This is a genomic window from Streptomyces sp. NPDC047706 (assembly GCF_043204795.1).
Lineage (GTDB): Bacteria > Actinomycetota > Actinomycetes > Streptomycetales > Streptomycetaceae > Streptomyces.
In genome coordinates, this window is the sequence record NZ_JBIDCW010000020.1 from 104,840 (window position 1) to 126,303 (window position 21,464).

Sequence of the window (21,464 nt, forward strand, 5' to 3'; positions counted from 1 at the left end):
TCGGCATACCCCTTGGTACGCTCAAGCGCTCCCCCCTCCGACGCGGTCGCCTTCAGCGGTGCCACGACGGTGGGTGGACGTTGTCTGCTGCTCGGCAATCAGCACTAGCCGTGTCCAGGCGGTGCCTCAAGGGGTCTTGACGCCGCTGGCCGTCCACCGACGGCTGATGCCCGCGGGGGTGAGACCGGTGTCGGGATCGGCGGCGTGCGCGAGGATGGCCGTCGCTGCCTCGCGAAGCAGCTCGGCTTCGCGGGGCTCGAGCCTTCGGTACCTCGGGGGCCTCACCCTCGGCCTTCCGCTTGACCGGCCGGAAGCCGAACGCACGCGGGCCGCCGTGGTTGACCCCGGCCGCGCGGCTGGACTGCTTCTTGCCCTTCATGGGCTCCATGGCGTGGGCTACTTCGTGCTTGCGCACGCTGGCCAGAATCTCAGCCGTCATGACGCCGGGGGCACTGTCGAGGTCGATGGCCCCGCACGGCACGTGCGGACGCGGGCGTCAGTGGCCTGTACGACCTTGATCAGCTCCTGGAGGACTTGGGACCGGCGGTACAAGCGGCCGTCCAGAGGTGGAAGGCCGTGTTGGACAGGACGATGCCCAGCAGCATGAACCCGGGTGAGATCGGGCGGGCGCCCGTTCTCCCGCCGCGCGCTCCCGCTTGGCGGGCGGCCCTTGGTGATCGTGGTCGCCGTACGGGCACGCCAGGAGGGCGGTGCGGGGGCCGGGGTCGGCCGAAGGACGGCGGACGCGCCGCTTGCGGTGGCCGGCCGGTTCGCCGCACGCGACCGGGTGCGTCACATCTCCCGGGTCCGCTCCTCCCCGTACGGCTCCCGCAGCCGCCGTTTGTACAGCTTGCCGTTGGGGTCGCGGGGCATCTCGCTGGTGAAGTCGACGCTCCTGGGGCGCTTGTAGCCGGCGAGCCGGGCGGCGCAGTGGTCGAGGAGGGCGGCGGCGAGGGCGGGTCCGGGTTCGTGACCGGGGGCCGGTTCGACGACGGCCTTCACCTCCTCGCCCCAGTCGTCGTGCGGGATGCCGAAGGCGGCGGCGTCGGCGACGGCGGGGTGGGCGAGCAGGACGGACTCGATCTCGGCGGGGTAGATGTTGACGCCGCCGGAGATGATCAGGTCGATCTTGCGGTCCCGCAGGAACAGGTATCCGTCCTCGTCGAGAAGGCCGAGGTCGCCGACGGTGAAGAAGTCGCCGACGCGGTTCTTCCGGGTCTTGTCGTCGTCCTTGTGGTAGGCGAAGCCGCCGGTGCTCATCTTCACGTAGACGGTGCCGAGTTCGCCTGGGGGCAGCCGGTGGCCTGCGTCGTCGAAGACGGCGAGTTCGCTGATCGGCCAGGCCCTGCCGACGGTCCCGGGCTTCTTCAGCCAGTCCTCGGCGGTGGCGAAGGCGCCGCCGCCCTCGCTGGCGGCGTAGTACTCCTCGACGCACTGCCCCCACCAGTCGATCATGGCGCGTTTGACGTGGTCCGGGCAGGGAGCGGCGCCGTGGATGGCGTGCCGCATGGAGGAGACGTCGTACGACCGGCGGACGTCCTCGGGGAGGGCCAGCAGCCGGTGGAACTGGGTCGGGACCATGTGCGTGTGCGTGCATCCGTGGGTGTCGATCAGGCGGAGCATCTCCTCGGGCGTCCATCTGTCCATGACGACGAGGCGGTGGCCGATGTGCAGCGAGGCGCCGGCGAACTGGAGCACCGCCGTGTGGTACAGCGGCGAGCAGACGAGGTGGACGTTGCCGTCGTGCGGCTCGATGCCGAAGATCCCGAGGAACCCGCCGAGGTGGGACTCCTCGGGGGGCTTGCCGGGCAGGGGGCGGCGGATGCCGCGGGGGCGGCCGGTGGTGCCCGAGGTGTAGTTCATCACCCAGCCGAGGGTGCGGCCGCCGGGCGGTGACTGCGGCCGGCCGTCGAGGAGTTCGGCGTACGGGCGGAAGTCCTCGGCCGTGCCGACCGCGTACCGGTGGCGGGGCGGCAGGCCCGCCTCGTCGGCGGCCTGGCGGGAGGCGTCGGCGAACCGCTCGTGGGCGATGAGGACCTTGGCGCCGGAGTCGGCGACGATCCAGGCGATCTCGGGGCCTACGAGGTGGTGGTTGACGGGGACCAGGTAGAACCCGGCCTGGGTGGCGGCCAGATACGCCGTGAGGAACTCGGGCCCGTTGGGCAGCACGGCGGCGAAGGCGTCGCCGGGTTCCAGGCCGGCGGCCCGCAGCCCGTGCACCAGGCGATTGGCGTCGGCGTGCAGGCGCCCGGCGGTCCACTCCTCGCCGTCGGGTGCGACGAGGACGGCGCGCCCGGGATCGGCGGTGGCCTGGGCCCAGAAGCCGGTGGGGTGGTTCATGACGTGCCGCTCCTTCCCGCGATGCGGTTGACGCGGTCGACGGCCCGCTCGAAGCCGCGGGTGAGGTCGTCGAAGACGGCCTGGACGCTGCGCTCGCCGGTCATCCGGCCCACGATCTGACCGACCGGCGTGCCGAGCAGGGGGTCGACCTCGTACTTCTGGATACGCGAGACGGCCTCGGCGACGAGCAGGCCCTGGAGGGGCATGGGCAGGGTGCCCGGCCCGGCGGGGTCGTCCCAGGCGTCGGTCCACTCGGTGCGCAACTGACGTGCGGGTTTGCCGGTCAGGGCGCAGGAGCGGACGGTGTCGCCGGAGGTGGCCGCGAGGAGTTTGCGGGTCAGGGCCGGGGAGTGGAGGTCGGCCTCGGTGGTGGTCAGCCAGATGGAGCCGGTCCACACGCCCTGCGCGCCGAGCGCCAGCGCGGCGGCCACCTGTTCCCCGCTGCCGATGCCTCCGGCGGCGAGCACGGGCAGCGGATCGACGACCTCGGGGGTGAGCACCATGGAGGCGATCTCACCGGTGTGCCCGCCCGCCTCGTACCCCTGGGCGACGACGACGTCGATCCCGGCGTCCTGGTGCTTGCGCGCGTGCCGGGCGCTGCCGGCGAGCGCGGCGACCCGGACGCCGCGGTCGTGGGCGCGCCGGACGACGTCGGCGGGCGGTGAGCCCAGGGCGTTGGCCAGCAGCCGGATCGGGTAGTCGAAGGCGACGTCGACCTGGGTGCGGGCGACCTGCTCCATCAGCCGGTGATGCGCCAGCCGGCCGCCTCGCCCTCGGGTAGTTCGGGTACGCCGTACTTGGCGAGCGTCTCCTCGACGAACCGCCGGTGCCCGTGGGGGATCATCGCCTGCACGTCGGCCTCGCTGACGCCCTCGACCTTGGTCGCGGGCATCACGACGTCCAGGCCGTAGGGCCGCCCCTCGGCATGGGCCTCGATCCAGTCGAGGTCGCGCCTGAGGTCGCCGGGTGCGGTGTAGCGGACCGCGCCGAGTACTCCGAAGCCGCCGGCCCGGCTGAGGGCCGCGGCGACGGCCGGGAACGGCGTGAAGCCGAGAAGGGCGTGCTCGGCTCCCAGTTGCTTGCTCAGCTCCGTCTGCATGGGCGCAGGATGCCGCAGTCCTCCGGTCGACGGAAGAGTTTTTCTGACACAGCGTCAGATCTGGCGGGCTCTCACCCGCGGCCGCACGCCCCATTGACACACCCCCGCCCATGACAGGAAAGTTTCACCCCGCACAGTGGTCCCCGAAAGATACTTTCAGCCGGGTACGGGAGGGTCCTCGATGGGCGAAGAGATGGCGAACGGGTTCAGCCGCCGTCAACTGGGGTTGCGGGCAGTGGCCTTGGGCGGCGCACTCGCCCTCGCGCCCTTCCCGGCGGGACCGGCGGCGGCCGCCGCGCCCGCCGGCACCGGCCGCCCGACCCTGCGGCGCGGCTCGCCGGAGCGCGCCGGGTTGCTCGGCTCGCATCTGCGCCGGCTCGTCACCGACGCCGAGGCGTTCCTCGGCCCCTCCCCCGAACACCCGTGGTACGCCGGGGCCGTGCTGCTCGCCGGGCGGGGCGGGACCGTGGCCCTGCACGAGCCGATCGGCACGGCGGTGCGGTACGCGGCGTACGACGAGAAGACCGACACCGGGGTGGAGCTGCCGGCCGAGGAGCAGATACCGATGGCCGAGGACACCGTCTTCGATCTCGCCTCGGTGTCCAAGCTGTTCACGTCGATCCTGGCCGTGCAGCAGATCGAGCGGGGCGCGCTGGAGCTGGAGGCGCCGGTCGCCTCGTATCTGCCCGAGTTCGCGGGCGCCGGCAAGCAGGACGTCACCGTGCGGCAGCTGCTCACGCACACCTCGGGGTTCCGCGCGTGGATTCCGCTGTACGTCGCGCCGACGTACGAGGAGAAGCTGCGGCTCATCTGGAACGAGGCACCGGTCGACGCGCCCGGGACCAGGTACCTGTACTCGGACCTCAACCTGATCTCGCTTCAGCTGGTGCTGGAGAAGATCACCGGTCGCCGTCTGGACACGCTGCTGGGGAAGGAGATCACCGCTCCACTCGGTATGCGCCGCACTCGGTTCAATCCGCCGGCCTCCTGGAGACCGGGTGTCGCGGCCACCGAGGACGCCCGCAAGCCGTGGTCCGGGCTGGACCGGGGGCTGGTGTGGGGCGAGGTGCACGACGAGAACGCCTACAGCCTCGGCGGGGTCGCGGGGCACGCCGGGGTCTTCTCCTGCGCCTGGGACCTCGCCGTGCTCGGCCGGACCCTGCTGAACGGCGGCGTCTACGGCCGGGCGCGGATCCTGCGGCCGGAGTCGGTGGAGCTGATGTTCACCGACTTCAACACCGCCTTCCCCGGTGACGAGCACGGCCTGGGCTTCGAGCTCCACCAGCACTGGTACATGGGCGCGATGGCCACCCCGCGCACCGCCGGCCACACCGGCTTCACCGGCACCTCCCTCGTCCTCGACCCGACGACCGACTCCTTCCTCGTGGTGCTGGGCAACTCGGTGCACCCGGTGCGCAGCTGGCGCTCCGGTTCGGCGCCCCGGGTCGCCGCGGCGAACCATCTGGCGCGCGCCGTCGCCGTCCGCCCGGCGCGCGGTCGTACCGCCTGGTTCTCCGGGATGGCGAACTCCACGACCGCGACGCTCGCCCTGCCCGCGCTCGACACGTCCTCGGGTGGGGCATCGCTGCGCGGCGCGCTGTGGTGGGACACCGAACCGGCGTCCGACGGTCTGGCCCTGGAGTCCTCCACGGACGGCGGCGCGACCTGGCAGCCGGTTCCGTTCAGCACCGACCGGCGCGGCGAGGAGCCCGAGGAGCACCCGGCCGGGCGGGTCACCGGCTGGTCGGGCCGCACCTGGCACCGGTTCACGGCGGCCCTGCCGCCCGCCCCGGGGCTCACCCTGCGCTGGCGGTACACCACCGACCAGCGCTACGTCGGCCGGGGAGCGTACGTCGACGGCCTGCGGGTCGAGTCCGGCGGAGCCGTTCTCTTCGACGAGGCCCGGCCCGCGGACGCGGCACGGATCACGCCGACGGGGTGGACGGCATCGAAGGACTGACCGGCGGTTGCGGCGGCCGGGGCGGCGGGGCTTGGCGGCGTGGTGCCCGTCCCGCAACCGTACGGGCACCACGGCGCCGGTCTCCGCCGGGCGGGCCTGCCGTGCCGGTCGGCCGGGGCCATGGTGTCCGGGCGGCGCCGTGACCCTGCGCACGAGGATCGCGTGCCCCGCCCCGGGTATCGAGCCGGGGGGCGAAGGTCACCGGGACGGGCCGTCACCGTCCTCCAGGACCGCCATCGCCGCGTTGTGCCCCGGCACCCCGCTCACCCCGCCGCCACGCACGGCGCCCGCGCCGCAGAGCAGCACGTTGGGATGCCGGGTCTCCACTCCCCAGCGGCCGGTGCCCTCCTGGGCGTACGGCCAGGACAGCTCGCGGTGGAAGATGTTGCCGCCGGGCAGCCGCAGCTCACGCTCCAGGTCGAGCGGCGTTCTGGCCTCGATGCAGGGCCGCCCGTCGGCGTCGGTGGCCAGGCAGTCGGCGAGAGGCTCCGCGAGGTGGGCGTCGAGCTGCGCGAGGGTCGGTTTCAGCAGGGCGTCCCGGACCGCGTCGTTGTCCTGGGCGAAGAGCCGGGCAGGGGTGTGCAGACCGAACAGCGTGAGCGTCTGGTAGCCCCGCCCGGCCAGCTCCGGGGCGAGGATCGACGGGTCGGTCAGCGAGTGGCAGTAGATCTCGGAGGGCGGGGCGGCGGGGAGCTCACCGGCGGCGGCCTGCGCGTGGGCGGTGGCCAGTTGCTCGTACCCCTCGGCGATGTGGAAGGTGCCGGCGAACGCCTCACGCGGGTCGACCGAGGTGTCACGCAGCCTCGGCAGCCGCTTCAGCAGCATGTTGACCTTGAGCTGGGCGCCCTCCGCGGGGGCGGGCGGGGTGTCCGCGGTGAGGGCGGCCAGCTCCTGCGGGGAGGCGTTCACGAGGACGTGCCGGGCGACGGCCACGCCCTCGCCGTCGTGTGTGCGGTAGGTGACCTCGGCGCTGCGGCCGTCGGTGTCGATCCGCAGGGCCTCGTGCCCGGTGGCGACGACTGCGCCCGCTTCCCGCGCGGCGGTGGCCAGCGCGCCGGTCAGCGCGCCCATGCCGCCGACGGGGACGTCCCAGTCGCCGGTGCCGCCGCCGATCACGTGGTAGAGGAAGCACCGGTTCTGGCGCAGCTCCCCGTCGTGCGCGTCGGCGAACGTGCCGATCAGCGCGTCGGTCAGCACCACGCCACGCACCAGGTCGTCGGCGAAGTGGTCCTCGACGGCCACGCCGATCGGCTCCTCGAAGAGCATCCGCCAGGCGTCCTCGTCGTCGATGCGCCGGCGCAGCTCGTCCCGCGGGGGCAGCGGCTCGGTCAGCGTGGGGAAGACCCGCTGGGCGACACGGCCGGTCATGCCGTAGAAGCGCTGCCAGGACTCGTACTCGCGGTCGCCGCCCGTCAGCCGCGCGAAGGCCTCCCGGGTCCGGTCCTCGCCACCCCCGATCAGCAGCCCCGTCGGCCGGCCGTCGCGTTCGGCGGGGGTGTACGAGGAGATGGTGCGGGTGCGCAGCCGGAAGTCCAGGCCGAGGTCCCGCACGATCTTCCGCGGGAGCAGGCTGACCAGGTAGGAGTAGCAGGACAGGCGGGCCTCGACGCCGGGGAACGGGCGGGTGGAGACGGCGGCACCGCCGGTGTGGTCGAGCCGTTCCAGCACCAGTACCGACCGCCCGGCGCGGGCCAGGTAGGCGGCGGCGACCAGGCCGTTGTGGCCACCGCCGACGATGACGGCGTCGTACGCGCGGGATCCCTCGTGTGCAGGCATGTTTCTTGGTAACACGCGATGATCCCGCCCGGCCAGAGCGGGTCCGGCCCGGTCAGGTCTCGCGGGGGTCCCGCTGCCGGCGCAGTTCCGCCACCCTGCGGTACAGCTCCGCCGCCTCCTGCCCCCGGCCGAGCTGCTCCAGGCAGTGGGCCTCGTCGTTGCGGGCGGCGAGCGTGTCGGGGTGCACGGGGCCCAGGACGCGTTCGCGGGCGTCGGCGACAGCGCGGTACTCGGCGAGCGCGTCGGCCCAGCGGCGCAGCCGGCCGAGACCGACGGCGACCTCGCGGCGGCTGATCAGGCTGTCGGGGTGGTCGGGGCCGAGGACACGGTCCCGGATCGCGCGCACGTCCCGGGACTCGGCGAGGGCCTCTTCCCAGCGGCCGAGGCGGCCGAGGCTGACGCCGAGGCCGTGCCGGGCGCGCAGGGTCTCGAAGTGGTCGGGTCCGTGGACGCGGGTGCGGTCGCCGGCCAGCTCGCGGTACAGCTCGAGGGCCTCGGCGCCGCGGCCCAGGCGGCCCAGGCTGATGCCGATCTCATGGCGTGCGGCGAGAGTGTCGGGATGGTCGGGGCCGAGCGCCCGGCCACGGGCCCCGGCGACCTCGCGGTAGGTGTCCAGGGCCTCCGGCCAGCGCCCCAACTGGCCCAGGACGTAAGCCACTTCGAAGCGTGTCACCAGCGTGTCGGGATGGCCGGCGCCGAGCACCCGGGCGCGATCGCGGGCCACCTCGCAGGCCAGCCGGTACGAGTCCTCCAGACGGCCGAGTCTGCTCAGGTTGAAGGCGAGGTTGTGGCGGCAGCGCAGCGTGTCGGGGTGGTCGGCGCCCACGGTGCGCTCCCGCGCGGCGAGCACGGACGTGTACCCCTGGTGCGCCTCCAGGGGCCGACCCAACTGGCCGAGTACGTACGCCATTTCCTGCCGGGCGGCGAGGGTGTCCGGGTGCTCGGCTCCGAGCACCCGCTCACGGGCGCGGGCCACGTGCGTGTACTCACGCAGGGCGTCTGCCGCGCGGCCGGTGCGGCTGAGGGTGAAGGCGACCTCGTAGCGGCTGGCGAGGGTGTCGGGGTGGTCGGCGCCGAGGAGGTGCTCGCGCTCGGCTGAGACCGCGCGGTGCACCTCGCCCGCCTCCGACCAGCGGCCGAGCCGGGCCAGGCTGAGGCCCGCGTTGTGGCGTCCGGCCAGGGTCGTGAGCGCCTCCCGGGACGGCTCGGGAGGGGTCTGCGGCACCGGGCGGGGGGTGGGGCCGGTGACGGGGCGGGCGATCCACTCGCCGGTGAGTCCGTCGCCTGCGTCCGCCTGCGGGACGCGCAGTGCCGCGCCGGCGGCCTTGTGGCCGGTGGTCATGCCGCGCGTCCAGGACGGCAGCCGCGCCTCGCGGGCGGCGGGCTCGACGGAGATCACGGTCGGGGCGTACGCCGGGACGCCCCGGGCCGCGCTGATTCTCCGGCCCAGCTCGGTGGCGTCGCGCGGCCGTTGTCCGGGCAGCTTGGCGAGCAGGCTCAGGATGATCTGCTCCAGATCGCCGGGCAGATCGGCGCGGTGGGCGCGCGGCGGCTCGGGCGGGGTGTCGCGGTGGCCGACGAGGATCGCCCATGCGTCGCCCAGGTCGAACGGCGGCACGCCGGTGGCGAGTTCGTACAGCACGCAGCCCAGGGAGTACAGGTCGCTGCGCTGGTCCACCTCGTCCCCGCTGATCTGCTCCGGCGACATGTAGTGCGGGGTGCCCATGGCGACGCCGGTGCCGGTCAGGCGGGAGGTGAACCCGATGTCCGCGCCCAGGCGGGCGATGCCGAAGTCGCAGATCTTCACCGTGCCGTCGGTGAGCCGCACCATGTTGGCGGGCTTCAGGTCGCGGTGCACGATGCCCTGCCGGTGGGTGTAGGCGAGGGCCGCGGAGACCTGCCCGGCGATGTCGACGATGTCGGGGACCGGCAGCGGATGGCGCTTGTTGTCCTCCAGCACCTGGCTGAGATTGCGGCCCTGGAGCAGCTCCATCACCAGGTACAGCACGCCGTCGGACTCGCCGAAGTCGTGGACGACGGTCACCCCGCGGTGCTGGAGCGCGGCGGCCACGCGGGCCTCGCGGCGGAACCTCTCCCGCAGCACTCGGACGAACGACTGGTCGTGGTGCGGGCCGAGGGGCCTGAGGCACTTCACGGCGACGTGCCGGCCGAGCGACTCGTCACGTGCCCGCCACACCTCGCCCATGCCGCCGCGGCCTATCGGATCCAGCAGCCGGTACCGGCCCTGGATCAGCCTGGTCTCCCCCATCGCGTGCCGTCGCCCCCGTCGCTGTGAGCCTCGCCCTCCCCTGGCCCGTCCAGTATGGCCGCCTACGGTTCGAGTTTGTGCGGCGCCGGGCGGGCGGCCGGGCCCAGCCGGGCCATGGCGCGCAGGATGTGCCGGGGCGGCAGTTGCCAGCGCACATGGGCGGGGACGGCGCGCAGCAGGGTGCCGGCCCGGCGCAGGCGCCGGGTGACGACGTCGGGTGCGGGGGCCGGACGGCCGTACAGCTCGTGGGCGTACGGCGGCAGCGAGGCGTACGCCAGCCCGGCGACCCGGCTCCACACCAGCTCGCGCAAGGGTGCCAGGGCGGGGGGTACCGGCGGGCGGCGCAGGAAGGCGTCGACGTCCCTGGCCTCGGGTCCGGCGGAGAGTCCGGGCCGGACCTCGTCGAAGTAGGCGGCCAGCTCCGCCCGGTCCGCCGGTACGCCGGCGGGGTCGAGGCCGACCAGGCGGGCGCCGACCCGCTGTTCGCGTATGTAGCGGTCGGCCTGGGCGCCGGTGAGCGGGTAGCCGGAGCGGCGCAGCACGTGCAGGTAGGAGTCGATCTCGGCGCAGTGCACCCACAGCAGCAGACGGGGGGCGTCGACCGGGTACTCCTCGCCGGTCTCCGGGTCGGTGGCGCGCAGCATGCTGTGGATCTTCCGGACGCGGGCGCCCGCGCGCTCGGCGGCGTCGGTGGTGCCGTACGTCGTGGTGCCGACGAAGTTCGCGGTGCGCATCAGGCGGCCCCAGGCGTCGCGCCGGAAGTCGCTGTTCTGCACGACGCCGCGTACCGCGCGCGGGTGCAGCGCCTGGAGGTGGAGGGCGCGGATGCCCGCGATCCACATCATCGGGTCGCCGTGCATCTGCCAGGTCACGGAAGCGGGTGTGAACAGTCCCGGATCAGCCGCCGGGCGGCCTGACGGCTCCGGTGCCAGGGCCCGACGTCCGTCGCCCCCACCCCACTTCTGTGTGGCCAACGAGCTCACCCCGCCCGGAATCCGTCGTCACAGGACCGTCTCCCCCACTCTCCCTCGACTCGCGCCGGTACGACAGCTCCGGCACCGCACGGCGCGGGCGGGTTCGCGCGAGGCGTGCCACATGCGGAGCCGCGCATCCGGTGCAGGCCGGCAGGGGAGGAAACGCAGCACTTTCCCCGGTCCTCCCGCCGGCCCCGGCAGGCGCCGGCAGGAGGGAGGCGCGATGGAGATCGCAGGGGCGGTCGCCCTGCACGCTGCTGTTCCTGGGCGGCACCGGGGCGCGGCGGGTCCGAGCCTGCCTCGGGATCACACCGGCGGTCACCGCCGCCCCGCCCGTGCTCACCGCCGGTCTCGCGCGCGAACTCGCGCCCGTCCGGGCCGGCCTGATCGCCGCGGGTTCGTGGACCCACCGCCGCCGGCCAGGCTGCTCGGCGAGGGGCTCGAGGCCTGCCGCGAGAAGCTGCGCTCCACGCCGCCGATCGGCCGCGTCGTCCGGCCGGACGAGGTGGCGGCGCCCGCCGTTCACCTGATCACGCACACGGCCCGGACCGGCGCGTCCTACGACATCGACGGCGGGCAGCCGCTCGCCGGCCGAGGGGGCGGGACACTGCCGGTCACCGAAGCGTCCGGGGGTTCAGCGGCGTACGCGGGGCATGCCCAGGCCGATCCACGAGATGATCTCGCGCTGGATCTCGTTGTTGCCGCCGCCGAAGGTGAAGATCACCGCGGAGCGGTAGCCCCGTTCCAGTTCGCCGTGCAGTACCGCACCGGCGGAGCCCTCCTGCAGCGCGCCTGCCGCGCCCACGACTTCCATGAGCCAGGCGTAGGCGTCGCGGCGTGCCTCGGAGCCGTAGACCTTGACCGCGGAGGCGTCCTGCGGGGTCAGTGTGCCGTGCTGGACGGCGCTGACCATCTGCCAGTTCATCAGTTTCATGGCGTCCAGTCGGGTGTGGGTCCTGCCGAGCAGGCGGCGCACCCAGGGCAGGTCGACGACGCGGCGGCCGTCGGTGAGCTTGGTGCGGCTCGCCCAGCGCCGGACGTCGTGCAGGGCGCGGATCGCCATGGTGCCGTGCGCGGCGAGGGTGACGCGTTCGTGGTTGAGCTGGTTGGTGATCAGCCGCCAGCCCTGGTTCTCCTCGCCGACCCGGCGGGAGATGGGGACGCGGATGTTCTCGTAGTAGCCGGCCGTGGTGTCGTGTCCGGCGAGGGTGTTGATGAGGGTGCAGGAGTAGCCGGGGTCGGAGGTCGGCACGAGGAGCATGGTGATGCCGCGGTGCGGTGCGGCCTGCGGGTCGGTGCGCACGGCCAGCCAGACCCAGTCGGCGGTGTCACCGTTGGTCGTCCAGATCTTGTGGCCGTTGACCATGTACGCGTCGCCCTCACGCACCGCGCGGGTCTTGAGTGCCGCCAGGTCGGTGCCCGCGTCGGGCTCGCCGTAGCCGATCGCGAAGTCGATGTCGCCGGCGAGGATCCGGGGCAGGAAGTACGCCTTCTGCTCCTCGGTGCCGTACTGCATGATCGTGGGCCCGACGGTGTGCAGCGCCATCAGCGGCAGCGGTACGCCGGCCTGGGCTGCCTCGTCGAAGAAGATGAACTGCTCCATGGCGGTCAGTCCGCGTCCGCCGAACTCCTCCGGCCAGCCCACACCGAGCCAGCCGTCGGTGCCCAGCCGGCGGATGGTGTCGCGGTAGAAGCGCTTCTGGGCGGCGGGCTCGGCGTGCCGCCCGCGCGCGTCGTCCGGCACGAGCTCACTGAAGTAGCCGCGCAGTTCGGTGCGCAGCCGCTGCTGGTCGGGCGTGTATTCGAGGTGCACGGCGCCTCCAGGCTCCCGGGGCCGGTCCTGACTGACGGCGCACACCGTAGAACGTGTTTCAGAAATTGGGAATGGCGACGGCGGCCGGAAAGGGCGGCGTCGGGAAGGGGAACGCGCCGGAAACGCGCAGCACCGGGACCCACCCGTACCCGACGCGGCCGGGCGGCCACCGGGAATCCCGCCATGGCTCGGTGCGGCCGTCGGGCGCCCCGCCACGGCTCAGCGGTGCGACCGTCGGGCGCCCCGCCACGGCTCAGCGGTGCGACCGCCGGGCGCCCCGGCACGGCCGGCAGTACGACCGCCGGGGTCCACCCCGGCCGGATCCTCCGGGCAGCCTCGTCCGATCGGCGGCCCGCCCGGAGGAACCGGTTCCGCACGACCACCGCCCGAAGCGCCGCCGCTCAGCCCAGCGTCCCCAGGAACTCCGTGCAGGCCCGGGCGCAGGCGCGGCACGCCTCAGCGGCCTCGGCCGCGGGGTGACCGTCGAAGGCGTGTGCCGATTCCAGGCAGACGCCGCGGCACCACTCAAGCTGGACCCGCAGTCCGTCCTCGTCGACGAGGGACTGCTCGGACAGCATGCGGCAGGTCGCGTCGCAGACCTCCGCGCACATGATCCCTTTGCGGCGCAGGAATTCCTGGTTCTCGGTGCCGTCCGGGTCCACCAGGCTCGCGCGCAGCGCGCACGCCCGGGCGCAGTCCGTGCACGCCTGCGCGCAGGCGAAGCGGTCTTCCAGGAAGCGGAAGACGTCCTGCTGCGAAGTCGTCGAAGTCACACCGCGCGGGTAGCCATGGCGGCCCCCTCCAAACGCGTGCGGGACGGAGGCTAGGGCCCATTTTCCGCCATCGCCTCCGTACGACCCGGAAGGCCCCGGGAGACCGGCGGGGAACGAGGTGAGGGACCCGCGCCGCCCGCTCCAGGCGCGGATTCAGGGTCGAATTTGAGGGTATTCGTCCGATATGAACACTGCATCCCTGCAGGCTGCCCCCATACAGCTGGCCGCGCCGAGCGGACTGCTCAGCCTGGCCCTGTTCGCGGTGGCCATCGCCGTCGTCGCGGTGCTGGCGGGAAGCCTCTGGCTCGGCAACCGGATCAAGTTGAGCGAACCCCCGCGCCCGCGCCCGGACGAGCAGCCCCACCTGCCACCGGAAGGCGCGGTGCACGAGGTCCGGGAGAACCGGGAGCCGGACGACGTCCCCGTGATACCCAGGGGCGGCCGCCCCCTCACGCCCTACGAGCTGACCAACATGCAGACCCGGCCCAGCACCTCGAAGGACCGGCGCCGCTGGAGCAAGGGCACCACCGGCTCGTTCGGCGGCGGCGGGCTCGGCGCGCACTGACCGCCCAGGGGTGCGAACACCGAGGGAAGGGACGATCATGGCCGACGCCGGCCGCAGCGCCCTGCCGCTGCCCGACTACGACCACCTGCCGATCGGCGGCCTGGAGGCCCGGGTCCGGTCGCTCACCCTCGAAGAGATCGAGGAACTCCTGGCGTACGAGCGCATGCACGCCGACCGGGCACCGGCGACCGAGCTGCTGACGGCACGGCTGGAGCAGCTGAAGGCCGGGGCGGAACCGACGTCCGGCGATCCGGCGGCCCCGCGCCCTGAGCAGGGCGCGGCGGGCCACGCCGGCTCCCCGGTGTCGCCCACGACATCGCCGCAGCCGTCCGGCCCCCTGCCGCACGGAACGCCGGAACGGCGCGGCGACCGGCCCTAGAAGGCGCCATCGGCGGCCGGGAGACATATGACCTCCCGGCCGCCGCGTCATGTCACGGCACGACGCGATCGTCGTCCAGCTGTTCGATTCGGGCCACGTTCCCCCGGTCCTCGGCGTCCTCGCCGGCCTCTGCGGCGAACCAGGCGTCGAGGATCTCCCTCAGGACCGGCTCCGAGGTCAGCCGCAGGCTCAGCGCCAGCACGTTGGCGTCGTTCCAGCGGCGGGCACCGCCGGCCGTGTAGGCGTCCGTGCACAGCGCCGCCCGCACCCCCGGCACCTTGTTCGCGGCGATGGACGCGCCGGTGCCGGTCCAGCAGCACACGACGCCCATCGCCGACGTACCGTCGGCCACGTCGCGGGCGGCCGCCGCGGAGCACGCCGCCCACTGCGGGTCGTCGCCGGGGCGCAGCGCGCCGTGGGTGAGCACCTCGTGCCCACGGCCCCGCAGCTCTGTGACGAGCAGCCGGGCGACGGGTTCGTCGATGTCCGAGGAAACGGAGATCCGCATGTCCCGGAGCCTACGTCAGGGCCCGGCTCAGGTGGAGGCCTGGCCGCTGTCCTTCAGGGCGCCCCAGCCGTGCCAGCGCTCGACCTCGATCCACGCGCTGACCCGTCCGCGCTCCCGGTCCGGGTAGGTGTCACCGGTGTAGCGCCGGGCGAGCCGGTCGATGTCGGCCAGGTCCTCGTCCTCGTAGGTCCTGCCGACGCGCCCGACCAGGGTGACGTGGGTGTACCAGTCCGCCTTGTCCAGCACGGTGAGGGTGACCCTCGGGTCGCGCCGCAGATGCCTCAGCCGTACCCGGCCCTCGTCCAGGTTGATCAGCACCTGCCCGTTCTCCCAGAGGTACCAGGTCGGTGTGGAGACGGGTGTGCCGTCGGAACGCAGGGTGGCCATCACGCAGGGGTTGGCGGCGGCCAGCAGGGCGTCGGCCTCGGGCGGAAGCGGTGGCTTGGACATGGGGCTCTCTCTCCTCTGTCGCGGGTGCGGGGACGGGGACGGGTGCGGGGACGGGTGCGGGTGCGGGTGCGGGGACGGCTGCGGGTGCGGGTGCGGGGACGGGTGCGGGTGCGGGTGCGGGGACGGGTGCGGGTGGAGGGGTAGCGGTCAGGCGGGAGGCGTCTCGTCGAAGCTGGCGAAGTACGCGGCGGCCATGTCCTTCTCGCCATGACCCTGCTCCTCGGCACGGGCCAGCCGCCGCGCACCCGCGGCGGCCAGATCCAGCCGTACGCCGTTGCGCTCGCCCGCCTGGACGATCAGCCGGGCGTCCTTGACGGCCGTGGTCACCGCGAACTGGGGCGGGGACAGCCGGTCGTCGAGGATCAGCCCGCTCTTGACGTGCAGGTACCCCATGTCGAGGGGGCCGCCCGCGATGGCGTCGAAGAAGTGCTGCGGGTCCACGCCGAGCGCCTGGGCCAGGGCGAGCGTCTCGCCGGCCGCGGTGGTGGCGGCGAGGACCCAGCTGTTGGCGACCAGCTTCAGCCGGGTCGCCGTGCCGGCGGCGCCGTCCTCGCCGGTCCACACCGTGCGGTTGCCCACCGCGTCGAAGACCGGCCTGACCGTGTCCCGGCCCTGGACGGGACCGGCGGCGAGCACCAGCAGCTGCCCGTCCTCGGCGGGCTTGCGGGTGCCCAGGACGGGGGCGTCGTAGAAGGCGAGTCCGTGTTCCTCGGCGAAGGCTGCCAGTTCGGCGGCGGACTCCAGGCCCGCGGTGGTCGACTGCGCCCACGCCGTGCCGGGGCGCAGGGCGGGCGCGGCCTGGCGCATCACGTCCAGGACGGTGGCCCCGTCGTACAGCACGGTCAGGACGACGTCGGCGCCCTCGACGGCTTCCGCGGGGGTGCCGGCGACATGCGCGCCGACGGCGGCGAGCGGTTCTGCCTTGGCGCGGCTGCGGTTCCAGGCTCGGACGGCGTGTCCGGCCCCGGCGAGGTTCCGCGCCATCGCGGCGCCCATGATGCCGGTGCCCAGAACGCTCACGGTGAGTGTGTCGGTCATGCGTCGACTTCCCTGTCGGTACGGTGATCGCTGCCCTGCTCGGGTCGTTCCCGACAATGCCACCGCACGGTCATGTCGCGCGCGCCCGGTCACCCCGTCGGCCGGGTGCCGGGCGGCGGTGGCCGCTCATTCCGGCAGCACCAGCAGCCCCCTCTCCCCGGGCTCCAGGCGCACGGCCCGGTCCGGCAGGCGGACGTCGACGGGGGTCGCGTCGGACGACGGCACGGTCACCTCCAGGCGGCCGTGGCGCAGGCGGAGCCGGACGCCCCAGTTGTTCTGGTAGCGCAGGGAGAAGCCGTAGGAGGACAGCTCCGGCAGCGGGACCGGGTCCAGCCACAGGGCACCCTCGCGGGTCTCCAGGCCCGTGAGGCCGCGCTGGACGAGGTCGAGGGTGCCGGCCATCGCCCCGAGGTGGATCCCTTCGCCGGTGGTGCCGCCCTGCACGTCGGCGATGTCGCCGCGCAGTGCCTCCTGCACGAACTGCCAGGCCTCGGTCCGCCGGGCCCGGGTGAGGACCCAGCCGTGCACCAGGCCGCTGAGGGTGGAGCCGTGGCTGGTGCGATGGAGGTAGTAGTCGACGGTGCGCCGCCAGGTCTCCTCGTCGAGCCGCAGCCCCAGCCGGGCGAACAGGCCTTGCAGCTCGGCCGGCGAGAACAGGTAGCCGAGCATGAGGACATCGGCCTGCTTGGAGGCCTGGTAGCGGTTGACGGTGTCGCCCTCGGCCTCCAGGATCCGGTCCAGCCGGCGGATGTCGCCGTACTCCCTGCGGTAGCGGTGCCAGTCGAGCTCGGCGAGGGCGCCGTAGCCGTCGAACTGGCTGATGACGCCCTCGTGGAAGGGCACGTGCAGGGCGCGGGAGACCTCCTCCCACTCGGCGAGTTCGGCTTCGTCCAGGCCGGTGCGCTCGGCGAGCTCGCGGCGCCGTGGCTCGGGCAGGCCCTGCAGCAGCTCCAGGGTGCGCATGAGCACCCAGGAGGCGGTGACGTTGGTGTAGGCGTTGTCGTCCAGGCCGGGCTGCCCGGCGCCCGGATAGGCGTCGTGGTACTCGTCGGGGCCGACCACGCCCCGGATGCGGTAGCGGCGAAGGGTCTTGTCGTAGCGGGCCGCGTCGGCCCAGAAGCGGGCAATCTGCAGCAGCATCTCGGCGGCCTTGGTGTGCCGGAACTCGACGTCGCCGCTGGCCTCGCAGTACTGCCAGACGTTGTAGGCGATCGCCGAGCCGACATGGTGCTGGAGATGGGAGTGGTCGGGCAGCCAGCGGCCCGAGCGCGGGTTGAGGTGCAGCTGCTGGGTCTCCTCGCGGCCGTCGCTGCCGCTCTGCCACGGGTACATCGCGCCCCGGCGGCCTGCGTTCAGGGCGGCGGTGCAGGCCTGTTCCAGGCGGCGGTGCCGGTAGCGCAGCAGTGCCCGGGAGACCTCGGGGAAGTGCAGATTGAGGAAGGGCAGGACGAACAGTTCGTCCCAGAAGACATGCCCGCGGTAGGCCTCGCCGTGCAGCCCGCGCGCGGGTACGCCGACGTCGAGGTCGGCCGTGTGCGGGGAGAGCGTCTGCAGCACGTGGAACAGGTGCAGCCGCAGGATGCCGCCGGCCTCGCCGGCGACGTCGAGGTCGGCGCGGCGCCACAGCTGCGCCCAGGCGGTCCGGTGACTGCGCAGCAGCTCGTCGAATCCGGGGGCGCGTCCCACGCGGGCGAGGGCAGCGTGCAGCGGGTCGCTGATCGCCGGGTCGCGTGAGGTGTGCAGGGCGACGGTCTTGTCGACCGTGGCGGTGCGGCCGGGCTCAAGGTGCAGCCGGATGCGCTGGGTGGTGCGGGGGCGGACGTGCCGGGCGGTGACGGGAGCGTCGGCGGTGAGCCGGGACGCCATGCCGATGCGGATGTCGGAGGTGCGGGTGCGGCAGCGCAGCCACACCGTGTCGTGTTCGGCGGTTCCCGCGTGCTCGTGGGTGAGGTGCAGCCCGTCCAGGTCCCGGTAGCGGGCCACTCCGGCGTTGCGGACGCCGCCGTCGAGGGCGGCCTCGACGTGCAGTTCGCCGGAGAAGCCGTCGGTGGTGAACTCGGTGCGCAGTGCGGCCAGATGCGGATCGGCCATGTGCACCAGCCGCTGCTGGCGCACCGTCAGGGCTCGCCCGTTGCCGAGCGCGAAGCGGGTCAGCCGCTCCAGCACGCCCGAGGACAGGTGCAGGATCAGCCGGTGTTCGAGGACGGTCGCGGTGTCCGGGGTGAGCCAGGGGCGGCCGCGCAGCCGGAAGCGCAGTTGCAGCCAGTTGGGCAGGTTGACCATGTCCTCGTTCTCGACCCTGCGTCCGGCCACGTCGGAGGTGAGCCGGTTGTAGCAGCCGGCCACATAGGTCCCCGGGTAGTGCACATCGTCCGCGGAGCACTCCGGCAGTGCGCCGCGGGAGGCGAAGTAGCCGTTGCCGAGTGTGCACAGCGACTCACGCAACCGCTCGTCGGCCGGCTCGTATCCCTCGTACTCCCAGGTCCAGCCCGTCACCTCGGTGCTCCTCCCGCAGCAGGCGGCTCGCCGAGACCGGGTACGGCTGTCTCGGCACCGTGCGCAAGCAGTCTCTCCCCGGCACCTTGTCCCGGGGCACGGCCCACGCCGGTGACGAGCGGGAACCGCGCCGCGAGCGCGCCTGGGGACGGCACACCTGGCCGGCGGGCGGTGACGCGGCGGGCGCGCGTGCCGGACCCGTGTCCGCGGCCCGGACGGCAGGCCCTAGCAGGCAGGCTGCGGCACCCCGGCCGGGTCGCGGCGCAGCACCGTGACCCGGTGGAAGTTGCACCCGGCGGGCGAGGCGGGCTGCTCCGGCGGCTGGTCCTGGTGGGCGTGGAGCGCGACGCTCACCAGGCTCAGCAGTACGTCGACGTCCGTGTCGCAGTCGAGGTGCACGGTCACCCATTGGGAGCCGGGCACCAGCCGGACCGCCGTGGAGACGGTGAGCTCGTGGGCGAACCGCTCGATGGCCTGGCCGGTCAGGTGCAGGTCCACGTCGTGAGCCGTGTGGAAGTGTGCGATCTCGTTGCGAGCGGAGCGAACTGCCCGCCCCGTGCCGCAACTGGCCGGTCCCGCCGTGAGGTCGGGCCAGGATTCCAGTTGCTCCAGGGCGCGCTGGGCCAGAGTCATGTCTCCATCGTCGCCGCATCACCCCACGGATACCAGTGGTTGGACACTTCGTAACCCAGGTGTGAGGATCTCACGCGGGCAGCCGCCGTGCCGGGCGTGCCCTGCGGGCCGCCGCCAGGGCGTTGAGATGGGCCTCGACGTAGGGCACCGCCGCCGTCTCGACCTCGCCGTCGATGAAGGCCGGCTGCACGTTCACCTCGAAGACGACTCCGCCGTTCTCGATGGCGAGGTCGACGCCGGCGAAGGGCAGCCCGACCGACGCGGTGGCGGCGACGGCCAGACGGGCCAGGCGCGGCGGCAGGTCGGCCGGGGCGATGGGGACGGCGGTGGCGCCCTGGCAGGTGTTGCAGGGGGTGTCCGTCTCGGGCTGGATGTGCTCGCGGGCGTGGATGACGCGGCCGCCGAGGACGAAGACGCGGAACTGGTGGCGGGCGCCATCGGCGGTGAAGTTGCCCGCGTCCCGCGACAGCAGCCAGTCGGTGCCGCGGTCTGCGTAGAAGGCGGTGGCCCGCTCCACCCCGTCCTCGGTGGTCAGGTGGAAGGTGTCGCCGCCGCCGGTGCCGACGACGGGCCTGGCCCAGGTGTCCCGGCCGAGCTTGTCGAACGCGGCCAGCGCCTCGCTCACGCCGGGCCGGGACAGCACGACGGTCTCCATGTGGGCGATGCCGTCCCGCCGGAAGCGCTCGACGGTGAGGTCCTTCTCGGTGGCGGTCCGCCAGGCGGCGACGCCGGTGCCGAGGGTGACCACGTCGTGGTGTTCGAGGAGGCGCTGGAAGGCGGCGAGTTCGTGGCGGCGGTGCGGCGGGATCTCGTAGAGCACGATGACGTCGGGCACCAGGTCGAGTTGCTCGTCGGGGACGTGCAGCCGTAAGCCGTCCCCGGCGGGGAGGCCGCGCCCGGTCCCGCCGGTGGCGAAGTGCCGGGAGTCGATGGGGACCGGCGCGGTGCCGGTGAGGAGTTCCACCGCGCGGGCGAGGAACTCGGCGCAGCCCTCGGGCGAGGTGGGGTCGGTGATCAGGGCGATGCACGGGCGGGACACGGCGACCTCCAGCGGTTCTCGACGCGCACGGGTGCCGCGCACACTCGGTCGCGCGGCCCGAGCGAACTCACGGGGTGATGCCGGTCGCGCGGGCGGTCGCCGGTGCCCTTCGCTGCGGGCTCCGCCGTGCCGAAACCCGGCGCGGACCGGGGCGCCACACTGTAGGCGCAGGGCGGAACGCCGGAACAGGGCGCACACGTGCCCGGTGCCTGCTCCTGTCCCTGCGCCGTCCGCCCCCTCGCGTGCGCCTTGCGGACGGCGCCGGCCGCAGCAGATGGTGCCGGCTCGCGGTGGACGTGCCGGTGAGCGTTCTCGTCCGCCTCACACGTCACGCGGTGCGCTGTCGAGCGGTTCGCCGAAGGCGTCCTTGCGGGCGACGCACAGCGCCCAGATGACGAAGCCGGAGAACGCGATCATCAGGACGGACCACAACGGGGAGTAGGGCAGCGAGAGGAAGTTGGCGATGATGATGAGCCCGGCGATCGTCACGCCGCCGATCCGCGCCCAGGTCGCCGCCTGGAACAGGCCGACGCTGACGAGTACGGCGACCGCTCCGAGGATGAGGTGGATCCAGCCCCAGCCGGTGAGGTCGAAGGCGAAGACGTAGTTCGGCGTGGTGATGAAGACGTCGTCCTGGGCGATCGCCATGATGCCGCGGAAGATGGCGAGTATTCCGGCGAGCAGGAGCAGGACGGCGCCGAAGACCATCACTCCCGCGGCCCATTGCTGCCGCGCCGTGTGCGTACCAGGCGTGTGTGTGCCGGTCATGTTCTGCCTCGTTTCCTTGTCCTGTGCTGGGTGAGAGGCCGGCTCAGGTGGCGGTGCCGGAACCGGTGGAGGGGCCGTGGCCGGCCAGGACGAGCTCCTTGGCGCGGCGGAACTCCTCGTCCGTGATGTCGCCTCGGGCGCGGATCTCGGACAGCTTGGCGAGTTCGTCGGCGCTGCTGGAGCGGCTCGGGCCGCCCGCCGTCTGGCGGACGTAGTCGTCGAAGGCCTGCTGCTGCGCCCGGGCGTGCTTCACCTCTCGGGCGCCCATGTCCTTGCCGCGGGCGATGAGGTAGATGAACACGCCGAGGAACGGCAGCACGATGACGAACACCAGCCAGCCCGTCTTGCCCCAGCCGCTGAGGCCGTCGTCGCGGAAGATGTCGCCGATGATGCGGAAGAGCAGGATGAACCACATGATCCACAGGAAGAACCACAGCAGCGTCCAGAACATGCTGAGCAGGGGATAGTCGTAGGCGAGATACATCTGGGTGCTCATCTGTCGTCTCCGTTCGGAGCAGGGCCCGGCGGGCGTCGCCCGCTGATCCAGACTGCGCAGGGCGGGGCGGGTCGGCCTCACCCGGCGG

The 21,464-nt window shown here is 73.3% G+C and carries 17 protein-coding genes and 1 pseudogene; 3 read left to right on the forward strand and 15 right to left on the reverse strand.

The annotated features are described in order from the left end of the window. Positions 1-792 precede the first annotated feature (792 nt). Together ACGF8A_RS23480 and ACGF8A_RS23485 are read right to left on the reverse strand one after the other, a co-directional pair. Positions 793-2,340 carry an acyl-CoA synthetase gene (locus tag ACGF8A_RS23480; RefSeq protein ID WP_393111191.1) on the reverse strand — a complete coding sequence of 516 codons (1,548 nt, stop codon included), beginning with the start codon at positions 2,338-2,340 and terminating at the stop codon, positions 793-795. Next, positions 2,337-3,439: pseudogene (locus ACGF8A_RS23485) on the reverse strand (nitronate monooxygenase). The gene ACGF8A_RS23480 and the pseudogene ACGF8A_RS23485 overlap by 4 nt, the downstream one beginning before the upstream one ends. A gap of 181 nt (positions 3,440-3,620) precedes the next feature. Between ACGF8A_RS23485 and ACGF8A_RS23490 the strand changes: the two are divergent. Then, positions 3,621-5,399, forward strand: coding sequence for a serine hydrolase (locus tag ACGF8A_RS23490; protein WP_393111193.1), 1,779 nt, complete (start codon positions 3,621-3,623; stop codon positions 5,397-5,399). Between the two features lie 198 nt (positions 5,400-5,597). Here ACGF8A_RS23490 and ACGF8A_RS23495 read toward each other — a convergent pair whose 3' ends face one another. The 5 genes from ACGF8A_RS23495 to ACGF8A_RS23515 form a co-directional block, all read right to left on the reverse strand. Next, positions 5,598-7,175, reverse strand: a complete 1,578-nt coding sequence (locus tag ACGF8A_RS23495) for a phytoene desaturase family protein (RefSeq protein ID WP_393111195.1) — start codon at positions 7,173-7,175, stop codon at positions 5,598-5,600. 52 nt (positions 7,176-7,227) lie between these two features. Beyond that, positions 7,228-9,444 (reverse strand): tetratricopeptide repeat protein, encoded by a 2,217-nt coding sequence (locus ACGF8A_RS23500; RefSeq protein WP_393111197.1) that lies wholly within the window; start codon positions 9,442-9,444, stop codon positions 7,228-7,230. Between the two features lie 62 nt (positions 9,445-9,506). Then, complete coding sequence (locus ACGF8A_RS23505; RefSeq protein WP_393111287.1) at positions 9,507-10,304, reverse strand: oxygenase MpaB family protein; 798 nt, start codon at positions 10,302-10,304, stop codon at positions 9,507-9,509. 748 nt (positions 10,305-11,052) lie between these two features. Continuing rightward, the gene (locus ACGF8A_RS23510) at positions 11,053-12,231 is read right to left on the reverse strand and encodes an acyl-CoA dehydrogenase family protein (RefSeq protein ID WP_393111199.1); all 1,179 of its coding nucleotides are present in this window, start codon (positions 12,229-12,231) and stop codon (positions 11,053-11,055) included. 401 nt (positions 12,232-12,632) lie between these two features. Then, positions 12,633-13,004, reverse strand: a complete 372-nt coding sequence (locus ACGF8A_RS23515; RefSeq protein WP_393111201.1) for a ferredoxin — start codon at positions 13,002-13,004, stop codon at positions 12,633-12,635. A 184-nt stretch (positions 13,005-13,188) separates the two neighbouring features. Here ACGF8A_RS23515 and ACGF8A_RS23520 point away from each other — a divergent pair, with 184 nt between their 5' ends. Both ACGF8A_RS23520 and ACGF8A_RS23525 read left to right on the forward strand, forming a co-directional pair. After that, positions 13,189-13,569 carry a DUF6479 family protein gene (locus ACGF8A_RS23520; RefSeq protein WP_393111203.1) on the forward strand — a complete coding sequence of 127 codons (381 nt, stop codon included), beginning with the start codon at positions 13,189-13,191 and terminating at the stop codon, positions 13,567-13,569. Positions 13,570-13,606: 37 nt separating this feature from the next. Next, positions 13,607-13,948 carry a hypothetical protein gene (locus ACGF8A_RS23525; RefSeq protein WP_393111205.1) on the forward strand — a complete coding sequence of 114 codons (342 nt, stop codon included), beginning with the start codon at positions 13,607-13,609 and terminating at the stop codon, positions 13,946-13,948. 52 nt (positions 13,949-14,000) lie between these two features. Here the strand turns inward: ACGF8A_RS23525 and ACGF8A_RS23530 are convergent, their stop codons facing one another. From ACGF8A_RS23530 to ACGF8A_RS23565, 8 genes are all read right to left on the reverse strand, one after another. Continuing rightward, on the reverse strand, positions 14,001-14,456 hold the full coding sequence (locus tag ACGF8A_RS23530) for an RpiB/LacA/LacB family sugar-phosphate isomerase (protein WP_393111207.1): 456 nt from the start codon (positions 14,454-14,456) through the stop codon (positions 14,001-14,003). Positions 14,457-14,483: 27 nt separating this feature from the next. Continuing rightward, the gene (locus ACGF8A_RS23535; RefSeq protein WP_393111209.1) at positions 14,484-14,906 is read right to left on the reverse strand and encodes a PPOX class F420-dependent oxidoreductase; all 423 of its coding nucleotides are present in this window, start codon (positions 14,904-14,906) and stop codon (positions 14,484-14,486) included. Between the two features lie 147 nt (positions 14,907-15,053). Beyond that, entirely contained in the window at positions 15,054-16,001 is a 948-nt protein-coding gene (locus tag ACGF8A_RS23540) for an NAD(P)-dependent oxidoreductase (RefSeq protein ID WP_393111289.1), read from the reverse strand. A gap of 69 nt (positions 16,002-16,070) precedes the next feature. Next, on the reverse strand, positions 16,071-18,440 hold the full coding sequence (locus tag ACGF8A_RS23545) for a glycoside hydrolase family 65 protein (protein ID WP_393111211.1): 2,370 nt from the start codon (positions 18,438-18,440) through the stop codon (positions 16,071-16,073). A gap of 225 nt (positions 18,441-18,665) precedes the next feature. After that, positions 18,666-19,073: a luciferase family protein gene (locus ACGF8A_RS23550; protein WP_393111213.1), complete on the reverse strand. Its 408-nt coding sequence runs from the start codon at positions 19,071-19,073 to the stop codon at positions 18,666-18,668. Positions 19,074-19,143: 70 nt separating this feature from the next. After that, positions 19,144-20,112, reverse strand: coding sequence for a RimK family alpha-L-glutamate ligase (locus ACGF8A_RS23555; RefSeq protein WP_393111215.1), 969 nt, complete (start codon positions 20,110-20,112; stop codon positions 19,144-19,146). A 321-nt stretch (positions 20,113-20,433) separates the two neighbouring features. Further along, entirely contained in the window at positions 20,434-20,880 is a 447-nt protein-coding gene (locus ACGF8A_RS23560; protein WP_393111217.1) for a hypothetical protein, read from the reverse strand. Positions 20,881-20,923: 43 nt separating this feature from the next. Beyond that, positions 20,924-21,376 carry an SHOCT domain-containing protein gene (locus tag ACGF8A_RS23565; protein WP_393111219.1) on the reverse strand — a complete coding sequence of 151 codons (453 nt, stop codon included), beginning with the start codon at positions 21,374-21,376 and terminating at the stop codon, positions 20,924-20,926. Positions 21,377-21,464: the final 88 nt, after the last annotated feature.